This window comes from Sphingomonas sp. PL-96 (genome assembly GCF_020707215.1).
Classification (GTDB): Bacteria; Pseudomonadota; Alphaproteobacteria; order Sphingomonadales; family Sphingomonadaceae; genus Sphingomonas.
The window spans coordinates 90,598-110,118 of the sequence record NZ_JAJFET010000002.1 but is presented as its reverse complement, the minus strand read 5'-3'; the positions used below and the strand labels follow the sequence as shown (position 1 = coordinate 110,118).

Annotated in this window: 14 protein-coding genes and 1 tRNA gene; 6 read left to right on the top strand and 9 right to left on the bottom strand. The window is 69.6% G+C overall.

Annotated features, from left to right (window positions below; translation table 11 throughout):
* Positions 1-88: 88 nt before the first annotated feature.
* Positions 89-2,101, bottom strand: coding sequence for a putative bifunctional diguanylate cyclase/phosphodiesterase (locus tag LK533_RS05920; RefSeq protein WP_229361859.1), 2,013 nt, complete (start codon positions 2,099-2,101; stop codon positions 89-91).
* Between the two features lie 95 nt (positions 2,102-2,196).
* Here LK533_RS05920 and moaA point away from each other — a divergent pair, with 95 nt between their 5' ends.
* From moaA to LK533_RS05900, 4 genes are all read left to right on the top strand, one after another.
* The gene (gene moaA / locus LK533_RS05915; RefSeq protein WP_229361858.1) at positions 2,197-3,195 is read left to right on the top strand and encodes a GTP 3',8-cyclase MoaA; all 999 of its coding nucleotides are present in this window, start codon (positions 2,197-2,199) and stop codon (positions 3,193-3,195) included.
* Positions 3,192-3,968, top strand: a complete 777-nt coding sequence (locus LK533_RS05910; protein WP_229361857.1) for an NAD kinase — start codon at positions 3,192-3,194, stop codon at positions 3,966-3,968. The genes moaA and LK533_RS05910 overlap by 4 nt, the downstream gene beginning before the upstream one ends.
* Before the next feature lie 122 nt (positions 3,969-4,090).
* Positions 4,091-4,165: transfer RNA gene (locus tag LK533_RS05905), tRNA-Asn, on the top strand.
* 289 nt (positions 4,166-4,454) lie between these two features.
* The gene (locus tag LK533_RS05900; RefSeq protein ID WP_229361856.1) at positions 4,455-5,051 is read left to right on the top strand and encodes a CC0125/CC1285 family lipoprotein; all 597 of its coding nucleotides are present in this window, start codon (positions 4,455-4,457) and stop codon (positions 5,049-5,051) included.
* A 179-nt stretch (positions 5,052-5,230) separates the two neighbouring features.
* Here the strand turns inward: LK533_RS05900 and secA are convergent, their stop codons facing one another.
* Positions 5,231-7,966: a preprotein translocase subunit SecA gene (gene secA, locus LK533_RS05895; protein ID WP_229361855.1), complete on the bottom strand. Its 2,736-nt coding sequence runs from the start codon at positions 7,964-7,966 to the stop codon at positions 5,231-5,233.
* A 122-nt stretch (positions 7,967-8,088) separates the two neighbouring features.
* Positions 8,089-8,349, bottom strand: coding sequence for a hypothetical protein (locus tag LK533_RS05890; RefSeq protein WP_229361854.1), 261 nt, complete (start codon positions 8,347-8,349; stop codon positions 8,089-8,091).
* Positions 8,350-8,518: 169 nt separating this feature from the next.
* On the opposite strand from LK533_RS05890, the gene argJ reads away from it, so the two are divergent.
* The gene (argJ, locus tag LK533_RS05885; protein ID WP_229361853.1) at positions 8,519-9,748 is read left to right on the top strand and encodes a bifunctional glutamate N-acetyltransferase/amino-acid acetyltransferase ArgJ; all 1,230 of its coding nucleotides are present in this window, start codon (positions 8,519-8,521) and stop codon (positions 9,746-9,748) included.
* 5 nt (positions 9,749-9,753) lie between these two features.
* On the top strand, positions 9,754-10,551 hold the full coding sequence (locus LK533_RS05880) for an inositol monophosphatase family protein (RefSeq protein WP_229361852.1): 798 nt from the start codon (positions 9,754-9,756) through the stop codon (positions 10,549-10,551).
* Positions 10,552-10,586: 35 nt separating this feature from the next.
* Here the strand turns inward: LK533_RS05880 and trxA are convergent, their stop codons facing one another.
* The 6 genes from trxA to tsaE are packed head-to-tail and all read right to left on the bottom strand — an operon-like array spanning position 10,587 to position 19,517.
* The gene (trxA, locus tag LK533_RS05875) at positions 10,587-10,907 is read right to left on the bottom strand and encodes a thioredoxin TrxA (protein ID WP_229361851.1); all 321 of its coding nucleotides are present in this window, start codon (positions 10,905-10,907) and stop codon (positions 10,587-10,589) included.
* A gap of 51 nt (positions 10,908-10,958) precedes the next feature.
* Positions 10,959-14,402, bottom strand: coding sequence for a double-strand break repair helicase AddA (gene addA, locus LK533_RS05870; protein WP_229361850.1), 3,444 nt, complete (start codon positions 14,400-14,402; stop codon positions 10,959-10,961).
* Positions 14,389-17,355 carry a double-strand break repair protein AddB gene (gene addB / locus LK533_RS05865; RefSeq protein ID WP_229361849.1) on the bottom strand — a complete coding sequence of 989 codons (2,967 nt, stop codon included), beginning with the start codon at positions 17,353-17,355 and terminating at the stop codon, positions 14,389-14,391. Before addB ends, addA begins: the two co-directional genes overlap by 14 nt.
* Positions 17,348-18,109, bottom strand: coding sequence for a nucleotidyltransferase family protein (locus LK533_RS05860; protein ID WP_229361848.1), 762 nt, complete (start codon positions 18,107-18,109; stop codon positions 17,348-17,350). Before LK533_RS05860 ends, addB begins: the two co-directional genes overlap by 8 nt.
* Positions 18,106-19,077, bottom strand: coding sequence for an aminoglycoside phosphotransferase family protein (locus tag LK533_RS05855; RefSeq protein ID WP_229362163.1), 972 nt, complete (start codon positions 19,075-19,077; stop codon positions 18,106-18,108). The genes LK533_RS05860 and LK533_RS05855 overlap by 4 nt, the downstream gene beginning before the upstream one ends.
* A complete protein-coding gene (tsaE, locus tag LK533_RS05850; protein ID WP_229362162.1) occupies positions 19,074-19,517 on the bottom strand; it encodes a tRNA (adenosine(37)-N6)-threonylcarbamoyltransferase complex ATPase subunit type 1 TsaE in 444 nt (147 codons plus the stop codon). The genes LK533_RS05855 and tsaE overlap by 4 nt, the downstream gene beginning before the upstream one ends.
* Positions 19,518-19,521: the final 4 nt, after the last annotated feature.

Sequence of the window (19,521 nt, the reverse complement as noted above, 5' to 3'; positions counted from 1 at the left end):
GTCCTGAGTAGCCATTGAGCGAAGTCGAAATGGCGTATCGAAGGACCGCCACCAATGCTTCGATACGGCGCTTCGACAAGCTCAGCCCCTACTCAGCACAAACGGTTCTACCTCCAGTGATCACGGTCGAGCGCCCTGCCACCAGCGCCTCCAGCGCGTCGATCGAGAGCGGTTCGGCGCACAGATAGCCCTGGAAGAACTGGCATCCTTCCTTGGCCAGGAGGTCGAGCTGTTCTTCGGTCTCCACCCCTTCCGCCACCACCGCCAGGCCAAGCGAGCGGGCCATGTCGATGACGCCGCGCACCACGACGCGGTCGCGGGGCGAGCCGGTGATGTCCTGGGTCAGCCGCTTGTCGATCTTGAGATAGTCGAGCGGCAAGGCCTTCAGATAGGCGAGGCTCGAATAGCCCGTGCCGAAGTCGTCGATCGCCACTCGGCAGCCCCCGGTTCGCAACTCTGCCAGCAGCCCTGCCGCATCTGCCAGGTCCTCGATCAGGCCGCCCTCGGTGATCTCCACCGTCAGGCGGCGGCGTGGGAAGCCGCTGGCGTCTACCCGGTCGAGCAGCAGGTCCGCAAAGCCGCCGTGGGCTACGTCCTGTGCCGTCACGTTGATCGACAGACGCAGCGCCGCAAGGGTCGCCGGCCAGTTCGCCGCTCGACGCAGCGCACATCGCTGCACATGTTCCGACAGCGCCACGGTCAGCCCGGCTCGCTCGGCGGCACCGAACAACGCCTCCGCGCCCAGTTCCCCGCGGAGCGGGTGCCGCCAACGCGCCAGCGCCTCCACCCCGACGATGGCGCCGCCTCCGATCGCCACCTGCGGCTGGAACAGGATCTCGACTTCGTCGCGCTCGATCGCCTGCGGGATCTCCAGCGCCAGTTCGTCGAGCGCCTCCCGTTGGCGTCGATCGCCTTCGGCCGCGTCGATCGCCAGCTGCGCCCGCTGGAGCAGCTGGGCCGCCGTATCGCCGGCGGCGCCGTCGACCCGCCCCACCCGCGCCGAGAGCCGGGCGACCTGCTCGCCGGCGACGAATGGCCGCCCTAGCGTCTGGCGGATCGCCGCGTCCGCGCGCTGCAGCCGCGTGTCCCCCGCGCCGGATGCCGCGACCAGAAACTCGGCGCCTTCCGCCCGCGCCACCACCGCCCGGCGGCCAAGCGGTTCGGCGACCGCCGCCTCGATCCGGCGCAGCGCCGCGCGCAACAGCCAATCGCCGGCCTCGCGGCCGAGATCGCGGTTAATCGCCTCGATCCCGCCGAGCGCCACCAGCGACAGCGACACGGGCTGCCCTGCCGCGAGCCGCCCGTCCATCCAGGCGTGCGCGCCGGCAAGATCCGCCAGCTGCGGCCCGGCCGCACCCGTGCTGTCGTTCTCCTGTGCGCTCAACGGTTCGATCAACGCGTGGATGCGGCCCTGCTCGGCACGCTGCAGATGCACGACGACCCGGCCAAGCACCGGCACGCTGTGTGCAAAGGCTACCGCCGGTCGCCCTGCCGCAAGGCTGCGGCGTGCCTCGCGCAGGCTGGCGCGCGCTGCTCGGGGGAGCGCTGCGAGCAGCGCCCGCGTGCGCGGCGCCGCATCGACATGGAGCATCGCTGCCAGGCCCTGCGAAACACGATGCTGGCCGCTTGCCGGGTCATAGGACCAGGCAAGTGTACCACTCCGCGCCTCCACATCCCGCCAGCCGCCCCCCAGCCGCTCGACATGGCGAAACGCGAACCGCGCCGCATGCGCGAGTTCGGTCTCGGTCACCGGGCTGACCAGAAAATGCGTGGCCCCGGCGGCAAGCACGTCGTCCAGGCGATCCGCGTCGCCCTTGGACAGCAGCGCCAGCAGCGCGCCGGGAGCATCGGCCACTGGCATCGCGAGATCGCCCAGCGCGGCGAGCCCATCCTCCAGCGCGCCGCGGGCATCGACCACCGCCACCTGCGCGCCGCTGGTGCGGAACCGCTGTGCCGCGGCATCGCGGCGGCGTGCGGCGATCACCTGCCAGCCGGCCTGGGCATAGACGCTGGAGAGCTCGTCACGCTGTCGAAAGGAGAGCAGGAACAGCAGCGGATTTCCGACGTCCCGGCTTGTGCCTACTGCGTTCATCTGCCCCATGGCGCGATCCTAGCGGGACTGCGACCGTTCGCCAATCGCATTGCCCTGCGTCTGGTGGCCTTGTGCGGCCCGGGGGGAAGGCTTAGCTCAAGGGCATGGCAAGCGCCTCCGCCCTGATCGACGCGCATGGCCGTGCCATCCGCTATCTGCGTATTTCCGTGACGGACCGTTGCGACCTGCGCTGCCGCTATTGCATGTCCGAGACGATGCAGTTCCTGCCGCGCGATCGGCTGATGAGCGTCGACGAGATCGCGACGCTTGCTGAATGCTTCATCGCGCGCGGCGTCCACAAGATCCGCCTGTCCGGAGGCGAGCCGCTGATGCGCAGCGATGCGGTGCCCTTGGCCGAGCGGCTGGGCGCACGGTTGGGCAACGGCCTCGACGAGCTCACCATGACGACCAACGCGACCCGGCTCGCGCGCCATGCCGACGCGCTGGCCGCGGCCGGCATCCGCCGAATCAACGTCAGCCTCGACAGTCGCGATCCTGACACCTTCCGCCACATCACCCGCACCGGCGACCTCGCCCGCGTGCTGGAGGGGATCGCCGCGGCGCGCGCGGCCGGCATCGCGATCAAGATCAACATGGTGGCGTTGAAGGGCCTCAACGAGCACGAGATCGCCCCGATGCTTGCCTGGTGCGGTGAACAGGGCTTCGACCTGTCGCTGATCGAGACGATGCCGCTGGGCGCGATCGACGAGGATCGCGCGGACCGCTTCCTGCCACTGCCGCAGGTGTTCGAGGCGTTGCAGGCGCAGTTCCCGCTGGTACGCGACGCGTTCCGTACCTCCGGACCGGCGCGCTACTGGCGCCTCACCGGCACCGACACGCGACTGGGGCTGATCTCGCCGCTGACCGCCAATTTCTGTGACGGCTGCAACCGCGTTCGCCTCACGACCGAGGGGCTGCTCTACCTTTGCCTCGGCCAGGACGCGCATGTCGACCTCCGCGCGGCACTACGCGAGGGCGGGCCAGCCGCCGTCGACGCCGCGATCGAGGCGGCAATGGCCCGCAAGCCCGCCGCGCACAATTTCTCGATCACCCCGGGCGCAGCACCGGCCGTGGCGCGCCACATGAGCGTGACCGGCGGATGACGGCGACGTTGCGCCGGGCGCTGCTCGCCTCGCCGACCCCTGCCGCTCAGGAGGCAGAACGCGAACTGCGCGAGCACTATGATTGGGTGGAGATCGAGGACGCCGAGCTGGTCGTGGCGCTGGGCGGCGACGGCTTCCTGCTCCAGGTGCTCCACCAGCTGCTGGAGCATCGCTCCACCGTGCCGGTGTTCGGGATGAACCTGGGCACGGTCGGCTTCCTGATGAACGAGTGGCACCTCGGCGGCCTCGACGAGCGGCTGGCGCGGACCAAGCCGTTCAAGGTCTCGCCGCTCCAGATGACCGCAGAGACGATCGGCGGGGAGGTTCGGCGTTTGCCGGCGATCAACGAGGTGTCGCTGCTGCGCGAGACGCGCCAGGCGGCAAAGATCGAAGTGAGCGTCAACGAACGTGTCGTGATGCCGGAGCTGGTGTGCGACGGCATCCTTGCGGCCACGCCCGCCGGGTCGACCGCCTATAACCTCTCCGCCAATGGCCCGATCCTGCCGCTCGGCTCCGCCATGCTCGCGCTGACGCCGATCAGCCCGTTCCGTCCCCGTCGCTGGCGGGGCGCCATCCTTCCCGACCGCGCCCGCATCGCGCTGCGCATCCTGGAGGCGGAGAAGCGCCCCGTCAGTGCGGTGGCTGACCAGCGCGAGGTACGCGATGTCGCGCGGGTGGTGGTGGAGATCGATCGCATGCGCGACCTGACCCTGTTGTTCGATCCCGAACATGCACTTGACGACCGAATCACGATGGAACAGTTCATCGCCTGACGCGTGGGATTTTCTCCGGACTCTCCCTTGTTTTCAAAGGCTTGGCAGAAAGTTCGGAAAAAGCGGCAGCGGACGCTTGCCAGATCCGAAAACCCGCTGCTATAGGCGCGCCTCCGAAGCGTTCCCCGGTAGCTCAGCGGTAGAGCAATCGACTGTTAATCGATCGGTCGCCTGTTCGAATCAGGCCCGGGGAGCCACGGACCTCCAGCAGAAACGAAGCCAGCAACCGGCGCGGCCGGTCAATCTGTATCAGCAGCTCGTCCGATGCACGTCTGCTATTTGATCCCAGGCGTTCGGCTCCCGCTAAGTTGCTGGCATGGCGAGGTTTTCCGCGGGCCGCCCTGCGGTCGTTCAGCAACGGCTAAGCTATGAAGTTGCACAACTCATCGTAGCGGGTCACAAGAACCCAAACGCTCCGACGATCGTTCCTAGGTTGTGCCGCCACCCCCTTCGTCGGCGAATATATGCGGCAGTGGAGAACCTTCGATGCTGTCTTCCAGAGTTGATCGCAAGCGTATCGCCAGCCTTGGCACTGCGATCGTTGGTGCGCTGGTGCTTGCCGCCTGCGCCACCCCCACCCCGTACCGCCCGGCCACGGGCAACGGCTTTGCCCGCACCGGCTATTCGGACGAGCAGATCGAGCCGAACCGCTTCCAGGTCAGCTTCGCGGGCAACACCCTCACCTCGCGGGAGACGGTGGAGCGGTACCTGCTGTTCCGTGCGGCGCAGCTGACGGTGGAGCGTGGCTTCGACCACTTCGTCCTGGTCGACCGCGATACCGAGCGCCGGACGCGCACCTATGCCACGCCCGACCCCTATTGGGGCGGTGGCTATGGCGGCTTCGGCGCGTGGAGCCCCTATTGGCGCTTCCACGGCCCGAGCTTCGGCTGGCGTGGCGGCTGGGGCGGCTGGGGTCCGTACGGCGGCGGCTTCAACGACGTCCGCACGGTCGACAAATATGAGGCGATGGCGGAGATTCTCGTCGGTCGTGGCCCGAAGCCCGCGAACAACGTGCGTGCATTCGATGCCCGCGCGGTGATCGAGAACCTGGGCCCGCGCGTGCAGATGCCTGAGCAGCGCTAAGCGCCACGGCTTGAACAGAAAGGGGGCGCTGCCAGCCGGCAGCGCCCCCTTTTTCGTGTCTGCGCGTCGCCCCGGCGGGGATGCTTTGATACGGGACCTCGACGTCGCTCAGCCCCTACTCAGCACGATCGGGGTGGGGGAAGACGCCGGCTGCCAGCCTAGCTTCCCCCACCCTGCCGTCAGAGCTGCCCGTGGCAGTGCTTGTACTTGAGCCCCGAGCCGCACGGGCACGGCGCATTGCGGCTGACGCGGCCGACCCACTCGGCCGGATCCTCGCCCAGTGCCTCGGCACTCGGCTGCGGCATCTGCATCGGCGGCATGCGCGTGGTCAGATAGCCGCTGCCCGCATCCTGGTCCCATGTGTCATCGTCGCCGGTCAGCGGGTCGAAATGGCTGGTCAGGAAGTCCGGCAGCTCGGGCAGTTCCGGCGGCGCGAAGTTGAAGTTCGCGACCGCAAGCGTGCGGGTCACGTCCTCGCGAATGCTGCCCAGCATGCGCTCGAACAGCGCGAACGCCTCCTGCTTATACTCGTTGATCGGCGTCTTCTGCGCGTACGCCCGCAGGTGGATCACTGCGCGAAGTGCGTCGAGCATCGCCAGATGCTCCTTCCAGTGATGGTCGAGGTTCTGGAGCAGGATACCCTTTTCGATCTGCGTCCAGGCGGTCGGCTCCAGCTCCGCGGCCTTCGCGTTCACCAGCTCGTCGGCCATGGTGCGGATGCGCTCTTCCAGCGTCTCCGCTTCCAGCCCGTCTTCCTGGGCGACCCACTGCGCAACCGGTGCGTCGACACCCAGCACCTCGGCCGCACGCTCGGTCAGGCCGGCGACGTCCCACTGCTCCGGATAGGAGTTCGGCGGCACGGCAGCGCCGACGATCGCGTTCACCGTCTCGGCGCGCATGTCGGCGACCACGTCTCCGACCGTGTCGGCATCCATGATGTCGGCACGCTGCTCATAGATGACCTTGCGCTGGTCGTTCATCACGTCGTCATATTCGACGACCTGCTTGCGCACGTCATAGTTGCGCGCCTCGACCTTCTTCTGCGCGGTCTCGATCGCCTTGGACAGCCACTTGGAGCCGATCGCCTCGCCGTCGCCGATGTTGGAGCGCATCATCTTGGCAAACAGCGTGTCGGGCCCAAAGATGCGCAGCAGATCGTCGTCCAGGCTCAGGTAGAAGCGCGACAGGCCCGGATCACCCTGGCGGCCCGAACGGCCGCGCAGCTGGTTGTCGATGCGCCGGCTCTCGTGGCGCTCGGTACCCAGCACGAACAGGCCGCCGGCGGCGAGCACCGCCTGCTTTTCGGCGACGATCTCGCCGCGGATGCGCTCGGCAGCCGCCTCAAACTCGGGCGTGCCCTCCTCCAGCTCCGGATGCTCGTCGAGCATGCGGAACTCCAGGTTGCCGCCCAGCTGAATGTCGGTGCCGCGGCCCGCCATGTTGGTGGCGATGGTCACCGCCCCCAGCCGCCCGGCCTGGGCCACGATATGCGCTTCCATCTCGTGGTAGCGCGCGTTCAGCACCTTGTGGTCGACCTTCTCCTGGGTGAGGAACTCGGACAGCATCTCCGACTTCTCGATCGACACGGTGCCGACCAGCACCGGCTGGCCGCGCTCGGCATGCTCGCGGATCTTGCGCGCGATCGCCAGGAACTTGTCCTGGGTGGTCTTGTAGAACTCGTCCTCCTCGTCGATGCGCTTGACCTCGACGTTGGTCGGAATCGAGACCACGTTCATCTTGTAGATGTCGAAGAATTCGGCCGCTTCGGTCGCCGCGGTGCCGGTCATGCCCGACAGCTTGGGATACATGCGGAAATAATTCTGGAAGGTGATGGAGGCGAGCGTCTGGTTCTCCGGCTCGATCGTCACGCCTTCCTTGGCCTCGGTCGCCTGGTGCAGGCCATCCGACCAGCGGCGCCCGTCCATCATGCGGCCGGTGAACTCGTCGATGATGACGACCTTGCCGTCCTTCACCAGGTAATCGACGTCGCGGCGGAACATCATGTTCGCGCGCAGCGCCTGGTTCAGGTGGTGGACGACCTGGGTGTTCTCGAAGTCATAGAGGTTGGCGCCTTCGAGCAGCCCGGCGGCCTCGAGCAGTCGCTCGGCCTTTTCGGTGCCGTCCTCGGTCAGCGTGACGCTCTTCTGCTTCTCGTCCTTCTCGTAATCCGCCTCGTCCAGCTGCTGCACGATGGCATTGACCGCCATGTACAGGTCGGACTTGTCGTCGGTCGGGCCGGAGATGATCAGCGGCGTGCGGGCCTCGTCGATCAGGATTGAGTCGACCTCGTCGACGATCGCGAAGGCGAACGGCCGCTGGACCATCGACTCGCGATCATACTTCATGTTGTCGCGCAGATAGTCGAAGCCGAACTCGTTGTTCGTGCCGTAGGTGATGTCCGCGGCATAGGCCTGGCGACGCTCGCCGTCGGAGACGTTCGGGACGATCACGCCCGTGGTCAGCCCCAGGAAGCCGTAGATGCGCCCCATCTGCTCGGCGTCGCGGCGCGCCAGATAGTCGTTCACGGTGATGACGTGGACGCCCTCGCCCGGCAGCGCGTTCAGATAGCAGGCGAGCGTCGCCACCAGCGTCTTGCCCTCGCCCGTGCGCATCTCGGCGATTTCGCCGCGGTGGAGCACGATGCCGCCGATCATCTGCACGTCGAAGTGGCGCATGCCGAGTACGCGCCTCGATGCCTCGCGCACCGTGGCAAAGGCTTCCGGCAGCAGCGCGTCGAGCTTCTCGCCATTGGCCAGCCGCTCGCGGAAGCGGACGGTCTGCTGCGACAGCGTTTCGTCGTCCATGGCCTGAATGCTGGGTTCGAAGCCGTGGATCTTGCTGACGATGGAGCCCAGCGATTTGACGTAACGATCGTTGGAAGAACCGAAGAGGGACTTGGCAAGGCCGCCGAACATGGCTGTTCCTTCATGATGGGGAAGCGGAGCCGCGGCGCATGCGCGGCATCCCGGGGGCGCGCCGAGGATGGCGCGGCGGAAACTGGAGTGGAGGACGCCCGCGCGGCAGGCGGGCGGCACGCTTACTCGAGCGCGCTGTCGACCCGCGAGCGGACGTCGACGGGCGGGACGACATAGGGGGCCGGCACCGGCGAAAGCCGCGCACCGTCGAGCGCGCCGGTGGCGCGACGGACGAGCGGCGCATGGTCGGCGACGTCGGTCGCCACCTCTGCCGCGAACCGGCCTGCGACCTGCTCGACCTGCCGCGCCTCGACCGGAGACGCGCCGACCAGGGCCCCGGTGAGGCCCGTCAGCAGCGCAGAGAGGAACAACAGGAGACGCAAGCGACCATCCATCGGCGAAGAAATCGCCCGGGCCGCAACGGCGCCGGGCAGCGGAGGAGATAATGGGCGCGGGTCCATCCGTCCACCTGAAAGCCCGTACGACCGCGTGCGGGGAAAGGTACGGCACAAACCACTCGACGGATCGAACGCAGGATCGCATGGAACGGCCATGTCCATTGCCCGCTCCCCGCTCGCCCCCGCTGCCTTCCCCATCCTGCCCGCGATCGCCGGGGCCACGTTGCGGGTCGCCCGCGCGCGGTACAAGGCCTGGGATCGCACTGACCTCACCTTTGTCACGCTGGCGCCCGGCACCGCGGTTGCCGGCGTGCTGACCCAGAGCAAATGCCCCTCGCCCGAAGTCGAATGGTGCCGCAAGGCGCTGGTGCTGGGCCAGGCGCGGGCGTTGGTGGTGAATGCGGGCAACTCCAACGCCTTCACCGGTCATCGCGGACGAGAGGCGGTGGAAGCCGTGGCGGCCCGCGCGGCCGGGCATCTCGGCTGCCAGCCTTCGGACGTGTTCGTCGCCTCCACCGGCGTGATCGGCGTGCCGCTGCCGATCGACAAGGCCGAGGCCGGGCTCGACGCCGCCTTCGTGGCGGAGCCGTGCAGCTGGGAAGCCGCTGCCGAGACGATCATGACCACCGACACCTTCGCCAAGGCTGCGACGGCGACGGCGATCGTCAACGGGCGCACCGTGACGCTGGTCGGCATCGTCAAGGGCTCGGGCATGATCGCGCCCGACATGGCGACGATGCTGGGCTTCGTCTTCACCGACGCGGCCGTGGAACCGGGGTTCCTCCAGTCGGCGCTGTCGGCTGCCAACACCAAGAGTTTCTCCTGCATCACGGTCGACGGCGACACCTCGACCAGCGACACGGTGCTGGCGTTCGCCACCGGCCAGGCAGGCAACGCGCCGCTGGTCGATGCCGAGAGCGACGGTGCCGATGCCTTTGCCGCGGCGCTGTTCGACGTGTGCCTGAGCCTCGCCCAGCAGGTGGTGCGCGATGGCGAGGGCGCGTCGAAGTTCATCCAGATCGACGTCGAGGGCGCGGAGAGCGACCGCAGCGCCCACCGCATCGCGATGAGCATCGCCAACTCGCCGCTGGTGAAGACCGCGATCGCGGGCGAGGACGCCAATTGGGGCCGCGTGGTGATGGCGGTCGGCAAGGCCGGCGAGCCCGCCGAGCGGGACCGGCTCTCGATCCGCTTCGGCACCACCCAGGTGGCGCGCGACGGGCTCGCCGTCACCGGCTATGACGAGGCGCCCGTCGCCGAGCATTTGAAGGGCCAGAATGTCGAGATCGGCGTCGACCTGGGACTTGGCGAAGGCCGCGCGACGGTTTGGACCTGCGACCTGACCCACGGCTATATCTCGATCAACGCCGACTATCGGAGCTGAAGCCCATGACCGACGCCCGTCACATTGCGGTATCTGCCCTGCTGCGCCAGGTTGCCGCAGAGGTCGTGCTGCCCCGCTTCCAGCATCTGGATGCCGCGGAGATCGAGGAAAAGGCCAAGGACGATCTGGTCACGATCGCCGACCGCGAGGCGGAGGTGGCGCTGGCAAAGGGCCTGGCCGAGATCGACGGGCGGGCGCGCATCGTCGGCGAGGAAGCGTGTGCAGCCGATCCGACGCTGCTCGACACGGTGGGCGACGGCCGCGTGTGGCTGATCGACCCGGTCGACGGCACCAACAATTTCGCGGCCGGCCGCACGCCGTTCGGGATGATGATCGCGCTGGTCGAGGACGGCGTGCCGCAGGCCGGCTGGCTCTATGATCCGGTGGCGGACCGCATGTGCCACGCAGTGCGCGGCGGCGGCGCCTTTATCGACGGAACGCCGGTGACCGCCCGGGCAACGGGTGCGGCGGAGCCGGTCGCGGCGCTCGCGACCTACTTCATGTCGGACGAGGATCGCGCCGCACTGGCGGATCGCGTCGCCGGCAAGCTCACGCTGGTGGAAATCCCGCGATGCGCTGCCGAACAATATCCACGGCTGGTGCTCGGCGAGAACGACCTCGCCCTGTTCCAGCGCACCCTGCCCTGGGACCATGCGGCGGGCGTCCTCTTTCTTGAGGAAGCCGGCGGCCATGTCGCGCGCGCCGATGGCTCACCCTACCGCGTCGGCGACAATCGCCGCGGCATGCTGGGCGCCTCCTCACCGGCGCTGTGGGAACAGGCTGCGCCGCTGATATTCGGATAAAAGAAGGGCCGGCGTGGGGCCGGCCCTTCTCGTTCTTACAGCTCGCCCTGAAGCCAGCCCTTGATCTGTCCCTTGGGCGCCGCACCGACCTTGGTGGCGGTCGGCTCGCCGTTCTTGAACAGGATCATGGTCGGGATGCCGCGCACGCCGTACTTGCCCGGCGCGTCGGGGTTCTCGTCGATGTTGAGCTTGGCGATGGTCACTTCCTCGCCGAGCTCCTCGGAGATTTCCTCGAGCGACGGGCCGATCATCTTGCACGGGCCGCACCATTCCGCCCAGAAATCCACTAGCACGGGCTTGCCCGCGTCGAGGACGTCGGCCTGGAAGCTGGAATCGGTGATCGCCTTGGTCGCCATTGTCGTAATCTCCTTTGTCGCTTCGTTACCTAGGTTGGGGCGGGCGGCGTCTCAACCGCCCGGGGCCAAGCTTTGCTCCCGAGCGGCCAAGCGCGGCTTGTGTTCGTCCAGCAGCGCGACCGGCAGCTCGATCAGCCGCGGCACCGCCGTGTAGAGCAGCGCCGCCTCGATCCGGCGGCCGGGGAAGATCACCGCAAGCGCCGCCGCATAGGCCGCCATCTGCCGGAGATGATAGGTCGGTGCCTCGGCAGCATTCTCAGGCGCGCGCCGCCCGGTCTTGAAGTCGACCACCAGCACGCGGTCGTCCTCGATCAGCAGCCGGTCGACCGTGCCCGACACCACCGTGCCGCCGATGGTGGCGGCGATCGGTGCCTCGGCAAGCGCGTCCGGGCCGAACAGCGAGGCAAAGCGCGGCTCCTCCAGGATCGCGAGCGCGTCGCGCACGATCCGCCGGCGCTCGGCGGCATCCTCGACCTGGGCGGCGCCCGCAAGCCAGCGTTCGCCCGCAGCCGCACGCTCGGCGGGTGGCAGGCCGGGCAGTCGCTCGAACATCTGGTGGAGCAGACGCCCGCGCTGGGCGGCGGCGCGCATCGCCGGGGTGGGCGGCGGATCGGCAACCTCGTCCTCGCCCAGCGAAGACGGCGCCAGCGGGCGCGGCGGTCGCGCTTCCTCGGGTGCGGGCGCGCGCAGCCAGGCCGGCACAGGCTCTGCATCCGCGCCAACGGACTTGATAGCTCCGGCACGCTGCGGAACCGGCTTGGCAGGGGTTCGGCCCCGGAAAACGCGCGTGCCGTCCTCCTCGATGCCGACCGCCAGCGCGTCGAGCGCCGCACCGGCCGCAGCATGCCAGCTGAGCGGCGGCGCCACGCCCTGCGCCCGCGTGCCAGGAGCGCCGGCGATTACCAGCCGCTCCTCGGCACGCGTCGCCGCGACGTAGAACAGCCGCCAATGCTCGGCGAGCTCCTTGGCATCCGCCTCGGCCAGGGCCGCATCGAGCGGCCCGTCGCGCTCGCCTGCGCGCGGGCGGAACACCGGAAACGCCGGGCCCTGGTATCCCTCGGGCGTCCACAACAACGTCTCGCGGCGGTTCTGGCTCGGATCGATGCAGGCGTCGGCCAGGATCACCAGCGGCGCCTGCAACCCCTTGGCACCATGTGCGGTCATCACCCGCACCGCACCGCCGCCCTGCGACGGATCGCGCTTGATCTCCACGTCGCCGCGATCAAACCAGTCGAGGAAGCGCTGCAGCGACGGCGTGGACACCTGTTCGAAGCTGAGCGCGGCGTTCAGCAGTTCCTCGATCGGATCGCGCGCTTCCTCACCCAGCCGCAGCACCAGCTTGCGCCGGCCCTCCAGCGGCCCGGACAGCAGCTCTTCCAGGAACCGGTAGGGCGTGGCGATGTCGGCGCGGCGCAGGATCTGGTGGAGCGGCGCGAGCGCTTCGTCCGGCTGGGTCAGGCGCAGGTGCCGCCACAGGCTCCCGCGCTCCCGCAGCGCCGCCGCCAGCAGCTGGTCCTGGCTCCAGCCGATCAGCGGCGACACCAGCAGGCTTGCGAGCGACAGATCGTCGTCGGGCTGGAGCGCGAAGCGGATCGCCGCCAGCAGATCCTGCACCGCCAGCGGCGCGTTCAGCCGCAGCCGGTCGATGCCGGCGACCGGCACCCCCTCGGCATAGAGGCGCGCCACGATCAGCGAGGCGAGTTCGCCGCGGCGTTTGACCAGCACCATGACGTCGCCGGCGCCCAGCATCCGTCCCTTGCTCTCCAGCGGAAGCGTGCCGACCCAGTCGCGAATCTGGCGCGCAATGCGGGTGGCGAGCGTGCGGGTCGTGTCGGCAATCCACTGCTCCTCGCCGTCCTCGCCCTCGCCCGCCTCCTCGACCGTCGGCGCCCACAAAGTGACCGTGCCCGGGCCTGCCACGCGGCTGGCGTGCTGGAGCCGTTCCTCCATGTCGCCCATGCCCGGCTGCGGGAAGGCGTCGATCGCGGCGTCCACGAACTCCAGCACCGGCGCGGTCGAGCGGAAGCTCTCGGTCAGCGACAGCGTGTCGAGTGGCTGCGCCTCGGTGTCGAACTCGGGTGCGACGGCGGCGCGCTGGTCGAACAGCTGGTGTGCCGCCTTGAAGTACACCGGGTCCGTGCCCTGGAAGCCGAAGATCGCCTGCTTGTAATCGCCGACCACGAACAGCGTCCGCAGCCCCGCCACACGCGCGCCTTCGCCGGCGAAGAACTCGTCCACCAGCGCGCGGACGATCGCCCATTGTTCGGGATTGGTGTCCTGCGCCTCGTCGATCAGGACGTGCTCGGTCGCGAGGTCGAGCTTGAAGCGGACCCATTCGCCGATGCCGGGCTGCGCGAACAGCGCCAGCGTGCGCGCGATCAGGTCGTTGAAGTCGACCGCCCCAGCCCGCCGCTTCGCCTCGGCATAGGCGGCCGCATAGCGGCGCCCGGCCTCCAGTGCTGCGGCGAGCAGGTCAGCATAGGCGGCGCGGCGGCGCATCGCGACCAGCTCGGCACAGCGGCTGCCGATCGCCTCCGCCGCCAGATCATAGTCCGGCATCGCCGCTAGGATCTTGGTCGATGCGGTCCTGAGGGTATCGTCTTTCTTGAAGAAAAGCTTGTAGAGCGCATCCAATCCGGCAGCGCGAGCTGGTGCTTCGCCCTCGAGCCAAGCTTTGATCGCCGCCGCCGCCTTGAGGCCGGTCGCGGTGCCCCAGGCGCGGTTCGCCTCCATCAGGTCGCGCAGCGCCTCGACGTCGAAGGCGTCGTCGCAGCAGCCGTCGCAGATCGCCCCATCGAGGTCGCCCCGCGGCAGCTCGAATGTGTCGCGCAGGAAGCCGGAGAGATCGGCGGGCAGCGCCTCCATCGCGTCCGGCCGGCGCGCACATTCGGCCAGGAACGCCTCCGCGCGTCCCTCGCCCAGGCGCAGGCTGAGCGCGGCGATCGCATCGCCCAGCGTCACCCTGCCCTGCCGCTGTTCCTCCACCAGCATCGCGGCGAGCGCATCGCGCGCCATCGCCGATTCCTCGCGCGCCTCCAACGGGCGGAAGCCGGGGACCAGCCCCGCCTCGACGGGGAAAGCGGACAGCAAGGTCTGGCAGAAGCTGTGGATCGTCTGGATCCGGATGCCGCCGCCCGGCGCATCGAGCACCCGCGCGAACAGCGTGCGGGCGCGGGCAATCAGCGCGTCGTCGTTCGGGTTCTCACCCAGCGCAAACAGGTCCTTGCGCAAATCCTGCTCGGGCAGCCGCACCCAGCGCGCGAGCCGCGCGTTGACGCGCTCCGCCATTTCGGCGGCACCCGCCTTGGTAAAGGTCAGGCACAGGATCGCCGAGGGCTCGACGCCGCGCAGCAGCAGGCGGAACACGCGGGCGGTCAGCACCTGCGTCTTGCCGGTGCCGGCCGAGGCGGAGAGCCAGACGTGGCGGCGCGGATCGCTGGCGCGCGCCTGGTTGCCGCGCAGTTCGGGAAGCAGGCCGGCGCTACTCACGGCCATACCATTCGTCGCGGCGCATCAGCTGGTCATACTCGGCAAAGGGGGCATATTCGGGCTTGAGCTTGGCGGTGAACGGCTCCCCGCCGGTGAGCCACTTGCCCGCCGCCTCGGTGAAATGGTGCAGCGCCAGCGCCACGAAACGATCGGTCGGCACGCGGTTGAACTTGCCCGCCGGATCGACCGGGGTCGCAACATAGCCGAAGCTGTCGCCTTTCTTGGCAAGCGACCAATATTCGAAGCCGGTGGCGGTGCCGGCGATGTCCTTGAATGCACCGCGCTCGGCCATGATGCCGAGCAGCCCCAGCTGCAGGCTGAACCCGTCGCGCACCGCACGGGTCGAGGGCGGCTGGCCGGTCTTGTAGTCGACCACCGCGAGCTCGCCATTCTCCAGCCGGTCGATGCGGTCGAACTTCCCCCGCAGCTCGACACCGGCGAGGTCGATCTTGCCCTCTCCCTCCACGCCCAGGATGCTGCGGCCGCCGGCCACCTGGGCTGCGACCTGGCCCGCGATCCAGCCGACCGCCTCGCGCAGCCGCGGCACCCACAGCGCGCGCAGCAACGGATGGGTGCGCGGATCGGCCGCCAGCGTCTCCACCCGACCGGCGAGCTTGGCGGGATCGAACCCGTCCTGCCGCGCCCAATCCTCCAGCACGCCGTGCACCGCAGTCCCCCGCCATGCCGCACTCGGGTCGGCATCGACCGGATCGAGCGCTGCCAGCCGCAGCATCCGCCGTGCGTAAAAGGCGAACGGATCGGCTTTCAGCCGATCGACCTCGGTCACCGAAATCTGCCGCGGCCGCAGTGCGACCGGCGGGCACGGCTCGGGGCGCGGCGACGGGGCATAGCCGCCCGGGTCGTCGATCGCATGCGTCCAGCGTGCCAGCGATTGGGCGCGCGTGAGGCCACCGGACAACGCCTCCAGCCGCAGCCAGAAGCGCGACGCCACCGTCGGCCCGCTTGCGTCGCGATGCGCGCGGGTCAGCAGCACTTCGCGCGCACCCAGGCTGTTGGCGAGATCGTGCGCGGCAAGGCCGATGCGCCGCTCCAGCCCCGGCAGGCCCAGCTCGGCGCGGATGCGCGGCGCCAGCCACGGGTCCGGCGAAGGTAGCCCCGGCCACACGCCTTCGTTGAGCCCGCCCAGGATGGTGAGGTCCGACGTCTGCAGCTGCGCTTCCAGCAGGCCATAGATGGAGAGCCGCGGGTGCCCGCCACGCGGGGGGCGCACCGCCACCTCGTCCATCAGCGTGCGCAGCATCGCGCCGATCGATTCCGGCTCCACCAGCGCCGGGCCGTGGACCGCCTCCTGCTCCAGCGTGTCGAGCAGTTCGGCCGCAGCGCGTCCTTCCGGCCGTGACCAGAGCGCGTCGCCGCCCAACGCCGTCGCCGCATCGCGCAGTGCCCCGAGCAGTTCTGGCAGCGGTCGCGGACCGCCGGCATAGGCCTGTCCCAGCGCCGCCAGCATCGGTCGGGTCTTTTCCCACCAGGGTGCCGCCGCGCGGCGCAGCGCGCCTTCGCGACCTTCCGCATCGGCCAGGAACACGTCGAGCCCCGCAAGTCCCGGCGCCGGCCGCGGCCCACGCAGCGCACGGTCGAGCCGCCGCACGCCCTCCAGCCACTCCAGCCGGCCTTCCTCCGCACAGGCGAGCGGATGCTTGAGCAGTGCCAGCAGCGGCAGTGGCGCAAAGTCCTGCGCGGCAACATCGGCGAGCGCGAGCAACATCGTGCCGGGTGGCAGCACCGACAGCGGCTGACCGGCGGTGTCGTCCACGGTGATGCCCCAGCGCGCGCAATGCGCCGACACGCGCCGCGCCAGCGCGCGGTCCGGCGTCACCAGCGCCGCAGTCTTGCCCTCGGTCTCCAGTGCCTGGCGCAGCGCAATCGCGATCGCCTGCGCCTCTTCCGCTGGGGTCGGCACGTCGAGCGCCTGCACGCCGGCCAGGCTGCGGCGGTCGGCAGGCAGGTCGATCCAGTCGTGCGTGCGCTCGGCCGGGGCGAGCGCGCTTTCGATCGTGCGGCTGCGCGCGGGCTTGGCATCATGCTCGCTGCCCGCTCGCCATGTCTCGAACTCCCGCCTGCCTACGCCCATACGGTCGAGCAGCAGCTTGAGCTGGAACTGGGGATGCGTCTCCAGCGACCGGTTGCGGCGGCCGGTGACGGGGTCCGGCTCATGTGGGCCGAGCAGGTCCCACTCGGCATCGTCCATGTCGATGGCGAGGCCGGAGAGCACGACGCTTCCCTGCGGCAATTCCGCAATCGCGCGCAGCAACCGGGCGATGACCGGCGAGGCACTGGCGATGCCGGCCGCACAAACGAAGCTCGGCGGCGGCGTCGCGCGCCAGCGGGCGATCAGCCGGTCGAGCAGACGCCGGCGCCGCACGGCCAGGTCGATGCGACCGAGCGCCGCCAGCTCCTGCGGCCAGCGCACCAGCACCGTCTCGAACATGGCGAGCGAGCGCTCCCAGTGGGTCTGGAGCGGCTCGTCGAAACGGATCGTCTTGAGCGCGTCGGGCGCGACTTCCTCGACCAGCAGCTGGTCGAGCGTCCGGGCGAGGTCGCCGGCCAGCCGCACCGCTTCGGCCGCATCCACCGGCCGGCCGGCGCGGGCGCGTTCCTCGGCCACCAGCCGCGACAGGATCATGCGGCGCGCAAGCGGTGCGACAGCGGGGGGGATCGGGTCGAGGTCGTCAGCCGGGTCCGCAAACGGCCCCACCGCCTCGTCGATCTCCGGGTCGCCCACCGCGACCAGCCGCGGCATCAGCAGGCCGCCGTCGCTTGCGCGCACGAACGCGTCGGTGATCGCGCGCTTGGCACGGTTGTTGGGCAGCAGCACGAAGCCCCGCGCCAGCGCCATCGGATCGCGGCCGTAGCGGCGCAGCAGGCCGTTCGCGAGCGCGTCGGCAAACGCCCGGTGCGGCGGGATCGAGTAGAGCCGAAGCCGCGGGGCCTCAGCCATCGGCGAGCGCCGCCTCCGTCTCCTTGATCGCGCCCGGCGTGCCGACGTCGAACCACAGCCCCTGGTGGACCATGCCCCACAGGCGACCGGCGTCGAGCGCGCGCTCCCAGAACAGGTTGGTCGAGAACGGCCCCTCCGGCCAGTCGGCGATCACCCGCGGCGACAGGATCTGCACGCCGGTGAAGACGAATGGCGCCAGGCGCCCGGCCTGACGACGGCGCGTGATGCGGCCGGCGGGATCGAGGTGGAAGTCGCCCTGCCCGCGGTGGCTTGCCGCGCGGGCCAGCGGCACCAGCAGCAGCAGCGCATCCATGCGGTCATCGTCCCACCCATCGGCGAGCAGGCGGATGGCGTCGACCGGTCCGTCGATCCAGAGATTGTCGCTGTTGACGCACAGGAACGGCTTGTCGCCAAGCAGGCCACGCGCCTGCACCAGCCCGCCGCCGGTTTCCATCAGCTGGCCACGCTCATCCGAAACCTGGACCTCCAGATCCTTCACTCGTGCCCGCAGATGCGCCTCCAGCACGTCCGCCAGATAGTGGACGTTGACGACGGCGCGCTTCACCCCGGCCGCCCGCAGCCGGTCGAAGACATGGTCGATCAACGGCTTGCCGGCGACACTGACCAACGGCTTGGGCCGGGTGGCGGTCAGCGGGCGCATGCGCTTGCCCAGCCCCGCGGCCATCACCATCGCGGTTTCGGGTACCACCACATCCGGGTTCGGCCGCAGCGACAGGGTCATCGCCTCGCTCATGCGCGCACCAGCATCGGATCGCCGCGCAGGTCGGCGGGCACGTTGGCGTCGAACCAGGCGGCGACCGGCGCGAGCACCGGCTGCGCCAGGTCGCGCTCCAGATAGCCCCACACGCGCGGGCACAGCGCCGCATAGCGCGGCTTGCCATCGCGCTGCCACAGCCGGGCAAAGATGCCGACGATCTTCGCATTCCGCTGCGCACCGAGCACATGATAGGCGGCAAGGAAATCCTCGCCCATGCCGGTGATCCGGCAATAGCGGTCGAGCATCGCCGCCTCCAGCGCCGGCGCCACGTCGCGGCGCGCGTCCTGAAGCAGCGACACCAGATCATAGGCCGGATGGCCGGCAAGCGCGTCCTGGAAGTCGAGCAGCCCCAGCGTCTCCGCCTCGCCCGCGATCAGCATCAGATTCTCGGCATGATAGTCGCGCAGCACCGTCACCGCCGCGCTCTGCTCGGCATGGTCGAGTACCGCCTCCCACGCCGCGCGATAACCGGGCACGTCGACCTCCAGGCCGATCGCCGGGCAATACCATTCGGGCAGCAGCATCACTTCGCGCAGATAGACGCTGCGGTCGTAGGGCGGCACGGGTGCGGCCGGATGGTCGCGCAGACGGATCAGCACGTCGATTGCCTGCTCATAGAGCCGCAGTTCGCTTTCCGGCGCGGCGTCGGCCGTTTCGCGCAGCCGCGCGTCGCCGAAGTCCTCCAGCAGCACCAGGCCCTCGACCGCGTCCTCGGCCAGGATCGCGGGGGCGCGGAAACCGCGGTCGTTAAGCCAGCGGGCGAGCTCCACGAACGGGCGCTGGTCCTCCAGCTTGGGCGGCGAATCCATCAGCACTGCGCTGCGTCCGGCATCCAGCGCGCGGAAATAGCGGCGGAAGGATGCGTCCCCGGCAAGCGGCACCACCTCGGCCCCTCCCCATCCATGTGCAGCAAGAAACGCGGGCGCCGCGGCGGGCGGGTTCATGTCAGCGGCCATCGTGCCTTCCATGACGGCGGGACCTTCGCTGTCAAGCGGCGGGACCCATCGGGTTGGGGAGTGAGAGTGAGCCAGAGCGCGTCTTCCCAGGCGCTCTCGGGCAGGCGTTCGGGCCATTCGACCAGCAGCAGCGCGTCTAGCCGCGCCTCGTCCAGCCCCAGTTCCTCGGCCTCGTCCGCGTGCTCGATGCGATAGAGGTCGACGTGGAGCACCGGAAAGCGCGTCTCGGGCGGGTCATAGGGCTGGACGATGGCGAAGCTCGGCGACGGCGCTTCCTCCATCAGGCCGAGCGCGGCGAGCAGCCCGCGCGCGATGCTGGTCTTGCCGGCGCCGAGCGGGCCGGACAGCGCGATGGCATCGCCCGGGTTCACGACCCGCGCCAGGGCGGCGCCGAACGCGTGGCTCTCCTCGGGGCTGTTGAGCAACATGTCG

What these genes read in the sequence shown, in the direction of transcription:
- moaA (WP_229361858.1), top strand. Translation starts at nt 2,197, where the DNA reads ATGGCAAGCGCCTCCGCCCTGATCGACGCGCATGGCCGTGCCATCCGC.
- LK533_RS05880 (WP_229361852.1), top strand. Translation starts at nt 9,754, where the DNA reads ATGACCGACGCCCGTCACATTGCGGTATCTGCCCTGCTGCGCCAGGTT.
- secA (WP_229361855.1), bottom strand. Translation starts at nt 7,966, where the DNA reads ATGTTCGGCGGCCTTGCCAAGTCCCTCTTCGGTTCTTCCAACGATCGT.
- trxA (WP_229361851.1), bottom strand. Translation starts at nt 10,907, where the DNA reads ATGGCGACCAAGGCGATCACCGATTCCAGCTTCCAGGCCGACGTCCTC.
- LK533_RS05860 (WP_229361848.1), bottom strand. Translation starts at nt 18,109, where the DNA reads ATGAGCGAGGCGATGACCCTGTCGCTGCGGCCGAACCCGGATGTGGTG.
- LK533_RS05855 (WP_229362163.1), bottom strand. Translation starts at nt 19,077, where the DNA reads ATGAACCCGCCCGCCGCGGCGCCCGCGTTTCTTGCTGCACATGGATGG.
- tsaE (WP_229362162.1), bottom strand. Translation starts at nt 19,517, where the DNA reads ATGTTGCTCAACAGCCCCGAGGAGAGCCACGCGTTCGGCGCCGCCCTG.
- argJ (WP_229361853.1), top strand. Translation starts at nt 8,519, where the DNA reads ATGTCCATTGCCCGCTCCCCGCTCGCCCCCGCTGCCTTCCCCATCCTG.
- LK533_RS05900 (WP_229361856.1), top strand. Translation starts at nt 4,455, where the DNA reads ATGCTGTCTTCCAGAGTTGATCGCAAGCGTATCGCCAGCCTTGGCACT.
- addB (WP_229361849.1), bottom strand. Translation starts at nt 17,355, where the DNA reads ATGGCTGAGGCCCCGCGGCTTCGGCTCTACTCGATCCCGCCGCACCGG.
- LK533_RS05910 (WP_229361857.1), top strand. Translation starts at nt 3,192, where the DNA reads ATGACGGCGACGTTGCGCCGGGCGCTGCTCGCCTCGCCGACCCCTGCC.
- addA (WP_229361850.1), bottom strand. Translation starts at nt 14,402, where the DNA reads ATGGCCGTGAGTAGCGCCGGCCTGCTTCCCGAACTGCGCGGCAACCAG.
- LK533_RS05920 (WP_229361859.1), bottom strand. Translation starts at nt 2,101, where the DNA reads ATGGGGCAGATGAACGCAGTAGGCACAAGCCGGGACGTCGGAAATCCG.